Below are 12,627 nucleotides of genomic sequence, written 5' to 3'. Positions count from 1 at the left end.
ATATTTTTAAAAGAATAAAAAAAGAATTACCTTCTCCTTAATAATACTACAGCTGCAGCTATAATTACTATGGCAACTACAGCTATTCCTATATCGACTACAGGTAGGGACGACGGTGTGGTTGTGGTCGATGTGGTCGTTGTAGTAGGTACTGCACCTACAGCTATTGAACCGAAATTGAATAGTTCTCTGCTAGCTCCTCCCGCGTTCCATACAGCCTTAGCTACTATTTCGTAGACTCCGGGCTTGAGAGAGGACGTGTTTATGTTAGCTGTGTATATTCCGTTTCCGTCATTCTTTGCTATTACCATGAACGGTTTTCCGTTCACAGTAACATTCTCATACGGCATTCCGTCTCCGAGGTACTTCAAGTAGACATATACTGTAGCGTTGCTGATTTGAACAGGCATGTTGCTCAATGTAGAGTTGTCCCATACGTAAGCCGTTACGTTGTCTGTGAAGGTGTAAGTTTTCCCTGGGGTCACGTTCTGTAGGAAGATCAGTGGATCGATCCTAGCGTAGTGTAGGTTAGCCTTTACTAGGTACTCCTGATAGTTGTTAAAGGCACCAGCGAAGTAGTATGGACCTCCTGATTGAAGGTCGGCTATCTTCTCAGTGTACACGGTCGCAGGGTTAGTTGTGTTAAACACGAAGGCTGGGTAGACGTAGTAACCGTCTAGGGCATCAAACTCATCAGCATAGCTTGAAGCGTTCATGTAGATCTTTATTTGATAGGGTGAAGTAACTTGGGTCCAGACTATGTAAGGCTGAGATCCGAAGTAGTCTGTGCTTATCTCTCCATTATTATATAAGGCAGTGTAGTTCACATGTAGACCGTCAAAGGTGTTGGTTCCCATCATGCCGGGGATGTCCAACCACCATATAGTGAAGTTCACATCATACGCAGTGACCGGGACTCCGTTATCCCATGTTGCGTTGTGCACCAAGTTAACTGTCAACACCGAACCATTAACTATCAAGTCTCCGTTCGGAAGGGTCTCTTTGGGTATCAACTGTAAATTCCACGACTTAGCTAGCAGAGGTAACAAAGCTGTCTGGTTCGCGTACTCATAACTTACTAGACCTGGGTATATGTCTCCTAGAACATTGAATGCGTAAACTGAAGCGCTGGCGTACGGGTTGATGTGTCTGGGAGCGCTCGAGGACACTGAGGAGTATATGAAAGTTCCGTTTAGGAAGCTTCCCCTTGGATGTACATTAATTATTGAATATGCATACTCTGAAGTGACGTTTAGATATATGTAGTCAGCCCAACCCGGCAAGTAAATTCCGTCTACAGCATTTGACCAGGAGGTAATGATGTATGGTAACTGCTGTTGTAGGTAAAAGTCAGCTTCTCTGACGTATACTTCTGCTTGTGTCAGTGAAGGGGCTAATGACGCTTTATCTAGAAGGGTATCTATCGTAGAGTTGGAAAATCCTCCAGTGTTTGAAGGGCTGGTGTATATTCCCTGCATCCACGATTCAGCGAACGGTCCTAAGTTGACCCACCCGAACGTCGTGATGTTAAATGCATTGTATGGAGGAGTTGTAGCTGCCTCAATCAACTGAGCGAAAGTAGTTTGAACGGGGACTATAGTGAGGTTTATGCTTGCAGCTTGGTCTTGCAAGTAAGTGGCTAACTTCTCTGCGGGAGTGTCTCCTGAAGGATATGTGAAAGTGAGCTTAAGGGGCTTCCCTTGATAATACCATTGTCCATTGACGTGAGTCACGTTTGGTATTTGCTCTAAGTGGTATACTGCCATGCTTAGGTTGTAGGACTCGTATTTCTGATACCAGAGAGAGGCGTTTTCGCTTATGAATGGCTTATAGAAGGGTATCCCTGGGAACAGATAGTAGGGAGTGCCTATACCTAAGAGCCCATCGTCATTAATTTTGTCTGTTATTACTTGATAGTTCAGCAGGTTAGATATTGCATACCTGAAGTTGACGTTAGCGGTAAGCGGGTTTCCGAAGGCGAACGCTAGCAATCCGAATGATTCCTGAACTGACGTGTTAACCCACAAGTTTGAATCCTTCTGTCCAGTCTCGAAGTCAGACTGGTGGGTTATTGTAGCGAAGTCTATTTGTCCCTTTTGGAGAGCTGAGAACTCGGCTGTGTGGGTACTTATCGAAAATATGTATTCTATGCTACCAACCCACGGACATGTATAGCTCACTTGGTACCAGTTTATAACCGGTTCATTAGCTGTAGCTGAGACATATGCAGCGTTAGTGGATATTCCTACATCTATTATCATTGAAAACAGCATTATTCCTACTAGTAATACGCTTAACACTTTTGACTTGCTCTGCATAACTGAGCTTTTTATAACAGTAATATATAAAGATTTATATCTCTACAATTTTTAGAATGATAAATATTAAAAAATTATAATTATATTTTACTTTCTCTTCACTTTTTAACTCTCCTACCTTGTAGTCGATTCGGGTCTCATTGCAGATTGTAATTATGGCAAAAACAGCTAGAATAAAGGAAATTGCGAAGCGAGAATCTTCACTTAGTCCATACTAGAATACTCAATTAAGTTCATTCTATTTCTATAAATAAACTGAATTTGCAATGAATCCCTGAATGGCTATCTTATCTCTTCCCTCTGAAGTTTTATGTTCACTCGAACATTATACTGAGAAGAGAGAAGTTAGATAAGTTAGAAAACATAAAAATTGAATTGGTCTAAGAGAACACTCCACTATTTTTCTCACTTTGGAGGACAAGAAATCATTTTACTATGAATAAGGTACCTTCATCCTCTCCTCCTTTCTCTATATACCCTACACCTAGAGTCTCGCCTTTAGCCTGAAGGAGATAATACACTATTACTCCTTCTTTTATGAAGACTTGGTGTAAAGATGAAGGAGAACTCCCCTCGAGAATGACTGTCCCGTTCACCAAAGTGCTTGATCCCGATGTTGGATAGAAAGGAATTATCAGGGATGCGAATATTTCGCCGTTATACAAGATTGAATCTACGAGACCTACATGATAAGGTAAAGTGACGTTGGTAATCGACGAGTTGGAGAAGTCAATCATGTAAGTAGAGAAGTGACTCGGGAAACTCAGAGCTCCTCCCACTAGCCAACCATAAGGAGTGAAAGAAGCTGAGAAGAAAAAGCCCTGATCATAACCTTTCACTGAATAGTTCTGGAAAGAGCTTCCGTCGAAGACGGTGAACGAAGCGTTCTGGACGTTGTCTCCTACCACTCCCACACCTTCAGGGGAACTGATGACACCGTTCACGTTTATCACTAACCCTCCCTCCTGCGGGGTGAAATAGGGAGGTAACTTAGGACATAGATTGTCTACCGTTCCGTTCCCCAGCATTTCCAAGAGAAGGGGTAGGGATACACCTTCTCCTGTCTCTAGCTTCATCAACATTGAACCTCCCACTATCCAGCTCCCTTTGTACCACGTCACTCCTTCAACCTCTCCGTAACTGCTCAAGTTTCTGACAAGAGAACTCTGGTTCATTACTTTCCCGTCTTGAAGGGTAACCAAACAAGTGTCGAGAGTACCGTGATAGGAGTATCCTCCCAGCATGATAGAGGACCCATTGTATCCAACACTTAGGACACTCCCACCCTTGAAGTAGCTACCTAAGTCTATGCTCTGGAAGGACATGTTGCTGAGGAACAGTATTCCCACCTCACCTCCGTTCTGGCCAGTTCCAGCCAGAAGGACCCGGTCATCTCCTAGATAAACTCCGGAAAATATTTTGGTGAATTCCGGCAGTTTTACGATCTCAACGTTTTCACGGTTTGTGCTTGTTAAATATGAATACAATCCTAAAATAATGATTAACGATGTTAATATAACCAATATTTTTTTGTTTCTTCTACTAATTCTGTTTAAAAATGTCATTCTTTTCGAGCCCTCTTTTGATGCATTATTAAAAAACTCATACCAAACATAGGATTTTAACTTTCCTTTTAACATAAGATAAACTGACAAGTTTTTTAAATATTATGAGAAGTTTTAACTGATGTCTAAGACTAAACTAAACAAGGATGAACTAAGACATCCTAAATCCTCTTTGCTTTCTAGAATTTCGTCTAGGTTATCTTTAAGATATATAGTAAAGAGATTAGTAGAGAGATTTTTGCTCGTGTTTGCTATTGTTAACTTCCTTTTCTTCCTCTTCTGGATATTCACACTTTATATAGCCCATCTGAATCCGGCTGAGCTTTACATCCCGTTAGACTACAAGAACGCCAACAGGGCTTCAGAGATAGCTGGACTTGACAGACAGTTCGGTTTCGATAGGCCACTTTATGTACAATACGTGGATTACGTGAGGTCAATGCTTACGTTCCACTTCGGCTACTCACTGATATATGACGAAAGCATAACTCAACTCATAATTTCACACCTGCCCATAGATCTGCTGATACTTGTGCCGTCCCTCATTTTGAGCACATTGCTTGCGGTTTTCCTGGGACTGTTCTCTGCCTTAAGATATGGGAAACTCTCTGATGTAGTAAATTCAAATGCCGCTATCATAACGTATTTTATTCCCGCTTTCTGGGTCTTCACAATAGTCTTAGATTACCTAGGTTTCACTTTGGGCATCTTTCCAACAAACATTGTAGAAGCATTGACGGCTCCCAACGGCGAACCTTTGAAGGGATTCGCATATGTCGCGGGTCTACTCAAGTTCTCCGCACTTCCCATAATACTCCTCACTCTACTATCCTACGGGGTCAGAATGATCCTCACCAAGGCAAGCGCAGTGGAGGTCATGAGTAGTCACTTCGTTACCTATCTCAGGGCTAGAGGAATCCCTGAATCGAGGGTAGTCTTCAGGCACGTCATGAGGAACTCGATAATCCCCGCCCTCACGAGAATGGGAGTAGACTTCGCTTTCATAATAACCGGGTCGGTTTTCGTGGAGGAGATATTCAACTTCCAAGGGATAGGTTACCTTCTTCTAGATGCCGCGGAAAGCCTAAACATACCCGTACTAGGAGCAGCCTTCTTTATAATAACCCTTTATATAGTAGTGGTGCTCTTTCTCTTAGATTTAGTCTATCCTTTCATAGATCCTAGGGTGAAGTATGATTGAATAAGACGTTAAAGGCATTATTCAGGAGAAAGTCTTTCGTAATATCGTTTGCAATATTAATGTTTTTCGTGATCATCTCGGCGACGGCAAACTTGCTAACACCTTACACAAACCCTTACGAGTTCAACCAGGAGTATGTAGCTAACCCATACTCCCCACCCGAATGGGCATCTATTTTCCCTCAATATAGCGGTCTTCCTCCGACTGTTGCTTATCATTTCACTACTTCCCAGGCTATGATTCAAGAGGAAGGTAACGTGACTTATACCGAGAATTCAACCTATGTTGTAGGTGAGCTAGGAGGTGACGGATCTTATCTAAACGTGAGCTATCCTTTCACATATAACTCTCCTGCATATAAGGAAGCTCCATCCTCCTTCTCCCTTAACTTCACTGCTTTAATTAAGGCATCGAGTTCTACAGACGTTCAGGTTAATGTTTACATAATTCACGGTAACGAGACGTACTTCCTGGAGAGCTTCACTCCCACAGCCTATTCGTTTGACTTCCTATATCCTACCTGCCCTCTTCCTGAGAACACTGTCTCCAATTTCTCGATAGTGTCGGGAGGCCTAAATTTCGTGAATAGCCCTTACATTAACTCCCTTTCGGGATCGGCTAGGCTGGAGGGAGGAATCCTGATTCCTTCCTTGATATTCAAGGGAGAGCCTTCATCTTACAAAGTCATGGTTTCAGTGAAGGACTTATCCGGAACTCCAGTGAAGGCATATATCTCACCTCCGAAACTGAAGAACGAGGGCTACCTATACGGCATATTAGGGACAGACTTCAGGGGTTCATCCGTATTCGCAGAGTTCGTGTTAGGAGCTAGGTTCGACCTGGAGCTCAGCGTAGTCACTTCACTGGTTATAGTTGGGATAGGACTGATAATGGGGTTATTGGCTGGTTACAAAGGAGGGAAGACAGATACCGTGTTAAATTCCGTGACGGACTTCTTCTTGACCATACCTACACTTCCCCTGCTGATAGTGTTGGAGGCTGTTCTTGTGGCTACTAACCTCATCCTGAATGTTAATAAGGCCTTCATTATCTTCACTCTGATTGCATTCCTTTCGTGGATGGCTACAATGAAGATCATAAGGTCAGCTACGTTCACTCTCAAGAGCAGGACTTTCGTTGAGGCGTCGAGAGCTTTAGGAGGAGGTAGCTTCCACATCCTCTCAAAACACCTCATACCAAACCTTCTCGGAATAATAGTAGCACAGATAGCTTATGATGTTCCCACCGTGATATTGGTAGAGTCAGGGCTCGACTTCCTAGGCCTCGGGATAACCTCTTTCCCTACATGGGGTAACATGTTGGGTTACGCGTCTCATGAATTAACGGCCTCTAATGGCTTCGTGTGGTGGTGGATACTACCCCCTGGGCTAGGTATAATCCTTTTATCCGTAGCGTTCTACTTCATAGGAACAGCACTTAGGGATGTATTGAGCCCTTACAAGACAAGAGGCGAGGTGTGATGATGGAACAAGGAATGGAAGAGGAAATCACTATCGATAAGCTCAAGACTTACTTCAGAACGAAGGCTGGGTACGTTAGGGCTGTAGACGACTTCTCCATGTCTGTCAAGAAAGGTCAAATCATGGGGCTAGCAGGGGAATCTGGTTCTGGTAAATCAACCGTTGTGACCACGATCTTCAGGGTTCTGCCAATAAACGGAGAGGTGAAGGGAGGGAAGATAACTTTCGAGGAGAAAGACATTCTCTCCATGGACGAGAAGAAGTTCAAGGAAGAGATAAGGTGGAAGAAGATCTCATGGATCCCTCAAGTCTCCATGGACTCTCTAGATCCCCTTTATACCGTGAAAAACCAAATGATGGAGACGATCCTAACCCACGAGGACGTGAGCAAGGCCGAGGCCGCTGAAAGGAGTTACCAAGCACTGGAGTCGGTGAAGCTTAACCCCGAAATAGCGGAGAAGTACCCCCACGAACTTTCTGGAGGTCAGAAACAGAGGGTCATAATTGCCATGGCTCTCCTCCTCAACCCGAGGCTAGTGATAGCAGACGAGCCTACCACAGCCTTGGACGTAGTAACTCAGGCTTCGATAGTTGACCTCTTGACAAGAAAGAAGAAGGAGATGGGTTTCTCCATGATATTCGTGACCCATGACCTCTCACTTCTAGCTACCATGGCTGACGCTGTAACAGTGATGTACGCTGGACAGCTGGCAGAGACGGGGACGGCCGAGACTCTTTTCAAGAGCCCAGAACACCCTTACACTAAACTCCTCCTTAAGTCTATCCCAGACATAAGGAAATGGAAGGAGAGGAAGCTTTACTCCATCCCAGGAGAACCCCCTAACCTGGAGAACCCTCCCTCGGGTTGCAGGTTCAGGACTAGGTGTCCATTCGCTATGGAGATATGCAAGGATAAAGTCCCCGAACCGGTTACTCTCAAGGGAGGTCATGTGGTAGCGTGTCATTTAGTCGGTGATAAGAAGTGATTGAAGGTAAGTCACTAAGCGTGAAGTTCAAGGTTAACGGAAGGGATTTCCAAGCCTTGAAGAGAGTTAACATAAAGGTAGGCAAAGGAGAGGTAGTGGGACTTGCAGGTGAGTCTGGGAGCGGGAAGACTACTCTGGGTAGGGCAATCCTCCTCCTTCAGAAGTTTCGAGGACAGGTCATATGGAACGGGAAGGACGTAACCAAGATCAAAGGAAAGGAAATGAAGGAATTCAGGAGGAAAAACCAGATCGTATACCAAGACCCATTCGACGCTATAGACATAAGGTTGAAGGTATTTGACGTAATAGCGGAAGGCCTCAGGATACACCATGAGGGAAGCAAACAGGAGATCAGAGATTCTGTAATGGAGTCCCTTAAACTCGTAGGCTTGAATCCCCCGGAACAGTTCGCCAACGTCTACCCGACCCAGCTCTCAGGAGGTCAGCTCCAGAGGGTAGCGATAGCTAGGACTCTAGTGATGAACCCGGAGTTCATAGTAGCTGACGAACCGGTCTCCATGTTGGACATGTCTATAAGGGCAGGGATCTTGGAGATATTTAACCAGCTCAAGTCTAAGGGAACGAGCACTCTCATGATAACTCACGACTTGTCCACTGTGGCTTATGTGTCTGATAGGATATATATCATGTATCTAGGTAAAATAGTAGAGAGTGGGCTTACCTCACAGATAGTGGAGAACCCAAAGCACCCTTACACTCAAGCGTTGATCTCGTCGATACCGGTTCCCGAACCGGGGTACAAGATAGAGCCTAAGTTGAAGGATGAAGACTCCCCGGTTCCTAAGGTTGGTTGTCCACTATACCCGAGGTGTCCCTTCAGGATGGACAAGTGTAGGACCTCCGAGCCCGAGATGGTACAAGTTGAGCCCGGACACGAAGTCGCATGTTATCTATACTGAAGAGGACCTAGTCAAGGTGAGTAAGAGGGATCTCTCCATTTCCGTCTCCCTAGTTTTAGTCACAGTAGTTTTCATGTTGTTCGTTTCTCCCCTGAGCTATTTACTCTTTCTTTCAATTTTCTCTGGTGGTATACTCCTCTTCAGAATTAGGTATGTATTATTTTACATGAGAGATCTCAAATACAAGGGTAAGGTCACCTTCGTACCGAGGAAGAGCACTTCAAGGAAGAGGAACGCAGAAGATCGGGGTTTCCTCCTGGCTGAGATATTCTTTCCGTTGATACTTCTCTTCCTCCTTCCAGTTCCCATCAACTTAATAGCAGCGTTGGGTTTCGTCATGGGAATACCTTTCTCCTTGGTTTTGGAGATCCCGGTCGTGAGAGCGCTGGAATCCCGAGTAGGAGATAGGATAAAGAAGTATTTCGTGTGGAGCGTTGTCAATGAAGACCTATACCTCAAGGAATTCGGTTATCTATTGTCCAGGAACTCCCGATCAAGTGGTGAAAATAAAGCTTGACGTAACGTGAGTTAATAATTCACTTTTTAAATAAACCACGTGGAGACAGTATGCCTTTTTAAAAAAGTTTCATTGAATTCCTGGATAGATTTTTAAGCAGAAAGATGATGATTCAATGGTGGAAAAAAGACATTTTCTGGTTTTGAGTGCAATCATGTTGATTTTCATTTTCTTGCTCGTGTTAGTTTCGGATCAGGGCACATTGTTGAGTAAGAGGACGTTTCAGACCGAAGTTTACATGTTTGAAGGAGGTCCTAATCACGTATATCAGCCTTCGATCTACGCGTCTTCCTTCAACCTGAGCTTCCCTAGTGCTGTAATAGTTACACCCACAGCGCTTGTAGGAAGCCACACGATCCTTTTCACGACGAGCGGGACTGTCTCCAATGGGACTCTTAACATGGTTTGTGTTGGGGGAGTTTATGCCGTGAACGCTGAGAACGGGAAGGTCGTCTGGAACGAGAGCTTTCCCAACATGGTGATGACTCAACCTCTAGTCGTAAACGGGATAATCGTAGTAGGTGTGGGGAACAACATGTTCGTGAACCAGTCGTTTAGAGGCACCGGCGTTAACGAGATAGTTGCCCTAAATGAACAAGGCCATGTGATCTGGGTTCACAAGACAAGAGGGGAGTCCATGCCCACACCGGTCTTCTTTGAAGGTGACATAGTGGAGGCTACTGGAGGAGGCTATGTGTGTTCCCTCGATCTCTCAACGGGACACTTAGTATGGGCCTCGAAGATACCTTCTTACGTGAGTATGTCCTCTCCCCTGTTAGTGGGAGAGCAACTCCTGTTCGGTGGTGCTAACCCTTACGTGTTCTATGACATTAACGTTACTAACGGGAAGGTCATATGGGAGACTCAGATCAACGCCACGGGAGGGCTAGACGACTCTTCACCTTCATTCTGCAACGGTATAGTAATAACAGGTTTCACGGACCTAGTGAGCAACAATACGCTGGACTATAAGGAGGTTGGAATAAACATTACCAACGGTCAACTGGTCTGGTGCCTGAACGAGGGAGAAGGGCCCACGCCTTCAGACCTGGAGAGCCCTCCTGCTACTTTATATGACGGCTACGCCTTCGTGACATCCCCAGGAGTACCTTACCTCTATGCTGTGAACTACAGCAACGGGAACGTGATCTGGAAAGTAAAGACTGGGGAAGACATAGACAACCCTGCGGTAAGCGGTAATTTGCTCTTCGTGTTGAACCACACAGGTTTCCTGTATGTTATAAACCTCCAGGGCAAGGTCATAAACGTGGTCAAGACTGGGGTCGTGCCTGGTCCGGGAGAGCCCTTGTTGACTGAGAACACCATCGTGATATTCGGAGTGAACGGTGTAGTGAAGTCCATACCCCTAAGCAAGGTAATTTAGACAGAGGCCATGTATCACGACAATTTATTGTTTTTGTTCATCTTACTGAGACATTTTAAGTTAAATCTAGTTTGATAATTTCTTATTTAAAAAAAAGAAAAAAATGATATAGGTATCTTCCTTTAAGGGCTCATCATTGATCTTGGTTTCAACTTCCAACGAAAGCTAGGAAAAATGTTTGCAATTTGGGTCATATTAATCGAGCATAAATGAAAACATTAATTTTATCTATATTAAAACGATAAAAAGTATTATAGAGTAGCGAGAACTGACCTTTAGAAGAAACATGAGATTATCCACCCTTTATTATGAAAAGAATCGAAAGGATCACTAGAGCAGACCCTCCTAACTGCAGAACTGAGGGAATTTCCCCGAAGAGGGGTATTGAAAGGGTTGTCGCTACAACCGGCTCAAGTAACCCTATGGTCTCTATGTGCTGAGGCTTCACCTTTCCCGACGAAATCACTATTGACGTATGTCCTATCAGTGTTGGTATAGCTATGAGGCCTATCAAGGAAAGAACTGAGGTTAAGTCTACCCTTCCCAAACCCTGAAGGAGAAAGAACGGGAACGAGAGCAATGAGGAGAAAAGGTATATCCATGCTGTGAGGGAGAGAGGGTCCTCATATTTCACCGAGCTTAGCCTGAAAGTGTACAGTGCGATCGACAATGCTGAGATCAGGGAGATCAGGTTTCCCACCAAGTTTCCTTCGTTTAGGGGAAAGTTGATGAGGACTACTCCGATGAAACCTATAAGGACAGCTTCCACGTCCCTTAGAACTACGTTCTTTCTCAGAGCTGTGAATATTACCACGAAGAAAGGTGAAGTGGAGACCAGGACTGTGGCGTCCATTATAGTCGTATGATACACTCCCTCTATGAACGTGAACATGTGGAAAGCCAGGAGACCTCCCAGTACTAGGTAGTCTCTCGCGCGGAGCTCTAGTCTCAACTTCCCCCTGGTGAGCATAGCTCCGGCCACGAGAAATCTGAGGAACGTTATAGACGCTGGGGTCATCCCAGACTCTTTTATGAAGATCGACGCTGTGCCGAAGGATATTCCGCCCAATATCAGCAGGAGGTAATAGAACTTCCTCTCCAAGATTGTCACGTATCTAATTCTGTACCCTTTCCTCCTTTAACTGTGACCCTCCTATCATGATGAGGACAATTGACAGGACGAGTATGATAGATAGGTTCAGGGATAAGCTGAACGGGAGAAACGCGACGAGTGACACTCCGAAGCCTCCCCCTATGAGCCTACCGAAGAAGAGGTTAACGTTAGTCCCGCTTCCCTTCAGAGGAAGGGGGTAGAGCTCACTCAGCCATACTCCAAGATAGGCGAAGAAGGAGGAGGAAACCACCATGAGGGGATAGATTATGAGCAAGAGCGACTTTTCACTGAGGGAAGCCGCGAATAGGACCACCGAGATCAGTCCCAAGGCAGAGAACGCTAGGGTGACCTTCCTCTTTCCGAACTTGTCTGCTAACCTCCCTGCGATCGCGAACCCCAATAGTCCTACGAGGAGAGAGACTGTGATGAAGAGTGAAGAGAAGGACTTGCTGAAGCCGTGCAAAAGGAGGAGGGTGTCACCCAGGGAAATGAGCGGAACCAAGTAAAGGAACCCTCCAATTGAAAACAAAGACCCAAAGAGGGTAGTCCTCCTCAGATTCTCCCCGAAGACCTCCTTCACGTTGAGCTTACTTCCCTTGAACTTCGACTCTGGTATGAAAAACCAGAGGGGAACCCCTATCAATCCGAGTAACCCGATGAAGATCAGGTAATCCTGAAAGGAAATGAAAGAAGAAGTTACAGCCCCTACAATTGCCCCCAGGAAGTACAAGCCCTGCATGATGCTACCGAACGTCGACCTTAGGTTAGGAGGAGCGAGTTCGTTCACATACACGTAGCTTATCCCGTTATCGCCGTTGACCCCGAAGCCTATTATGAACCAGAGGACGTAGAACGCTACTATCTGGATAAAGTAAGCGTTTATCAGGACAGGCAAGGAGAAGACCAGGATAGAGATCAAAAGGGAATTCTTCTTCCCTATCCTGTCTGCCAGGATACCCATGAACAGACCTCCGAGCGCTCCCCCTATCCATGAAAGGGAGATCACCAGTTCGGCGGAAGAGTAGGGCACGTGGGTTAACTCTACCACGTCCTTTATCTCGAAGGTGATTGAGTAAATGACCACAGCTGAAAGGAGAAATATAAGCATCAGGAAGACTGCTCCCAGATACTTAGACTGCAT

Annotated in this window: 10 protein-coding genes; 6 read left to right on the top strand and 4 right to left on the bottom strand. The window is 45.1% G+C overall.

Annotation, left to right across the window (positions count from 1 at the left end; translation table 11 throughout):
- Nucleotides 1-26: 26 nt before the first annotated feature.
- On the bottom strand, nt 27-2,318 hold the full coding sequence (locus tag IC007_RS03135) for an ABC transporter substrate-binding protein (protein ID WP_084739803.1): 2,292 nt from the start codon (nt 2,316-2,318) through the stop codon (nt 27-29).
- A gap of 425 nt (nt 2,319-2,743) precedes the next feature.
- Nucleotides 2,744-3,805 carry a hypothetical protein gene (locus IC007_RS03130; protein ID WP_054846161.1) on the bottom strand — a complete coding sequence of 354 codons (1,062 nt, stop codon included), beginning with the start codon at nt 3,803-3,805 and terminating at the stop codon, nt 2,744-2,746.
- A 199-nt stretch (nt 3,806-4,004) separates the two neighbouring features.
- Here IC007_RS03130 and IC007_RS03125 point away from each other — a divergent pair, with 199 nt between their 5' ends.
- From IC007_RS03125 to IC007_RS03100, 6 genes are all read left to right on the top strand, one after another.
- Nucleotides 4,005-5,084: an ABC transporter permease gene (locus IC007_RS03125; protein ID WP_149528347.1), complete on the top strand. Its 1,080-nt coding sequence runs from the start codon at nt 4,005-4,007 to the stop codon at nt 5,082-5,084.
- Complete coding sequence (locus tag IC007_RS03120; RefSeq protein ID WP_054846160.1) at nt 5,081-6,565, top strand: ABC transporter permease; 1,485 nt, start codon at nt 5,081-5,083, stop codon at nt 6,563-6,565. Before IC007_RS03125 ends, IC007_RS03120 begins: the two co-directional genes overlap by 4 nt.
- The gene (locus IC007_RS03115) at nt 6,565-7,551 is read left to right on the top strand and encodes an ABC transporter ATP-binding protein (protein ID WP_197736433.1); all 987 of its coding nucleotides are present in this window, start codon (nt 6,565-6,567) and stop codon (nt 7,549-7,551) included. The genes IC007_RS03120 and IC007_RS03115 overlap by 1 nt, the downstream gene beginning before the upstream one ends.
- Nucleotides 7,548-8,471: an ABC transporter ATP-binding protein gene (locus IC007_RS03110; RefSeq protein WP_054846159.1), complete on the top strand. Its 924-nt coding sequence runs from the start codon at nt 7,548-7,550 to the stop codon at nt 8,469-8,471. Before IC007_RS03115 ends, IC007_RS03110 begins: the two co-directional genes overlap by 4 nt.
- Nucleotides 8,434-8,988 carry a hypothetical protein gene (locus tag IC007_RS03105; protein ID WP_149528346.1) on the top strand — a complete coding sequence of 185 codons (555 nt, stop codon included), beginning with the start codon at nt 8,434-8,436 and terminating at the stop codon, nt 8,986-8,988. The genes IC007_RS03110 and IC007_RS03105 overlap by 38 nt, the downstream gene beginning before the upstream one ends.
- A gap of 115 nt (nt 8,989-9,103) precedes the next feature.
- Nucleotides 9,104-10,372, top strand: a complete 1,269-nt coding sequence (locus IC007_RS03100) for an outer membrane protein assembly factor BamB family protein (protein WP_149528345.1) — start codon at nt 9,104-9,106, stop codon at nt 10,370-10,372.
- 292 nt (nt 10,373-10,664) lie between these two features.
- Here the strand turns inward: IC007_RS03100 and IC007_RS03095 are convergent, their stop codons facing one another.
- The gene (locus tag IC007_RS03095; RefSeq protein WP_054846173.1) at nt 10,665-11,474 is read right to left on the bottom strand and encodes a DMT family transporter; all 810 of its coding nucleotides are present in this window, start codon (nt 11,472-11,474) and stop codon (nt 10,665-10,667) included.
- A 13-nt stretch (nt 11,475-11,487) separates the two neighbouring features.
- The gene (locus tag IC007_RS03090; RefSeq protein ID WP_054846155.1) at nt 11,488-12,627 is read right to left on the bottom strand and encodes an MFS transporter; all 1,140 of its coding nucleotides are present in this window, start codon (nt 12,625-12,627) and stop codon (nt 11,488-11,490) included.

Origin of the sequence: Sulfuracidifex tepidarius (genome assembly GCF_008326425.1) — an archaeon.
Classification (GTDB): Archaea; Thermoproteota; Thermoprotei_A; order Sulfolobales; family Sulfolobaceae; genus Sulfuracidifex; species Sulfuracidifex tepidarius.
This window is presented reverse-complemented; position numbering and strand designations above follow the sequence as displayed.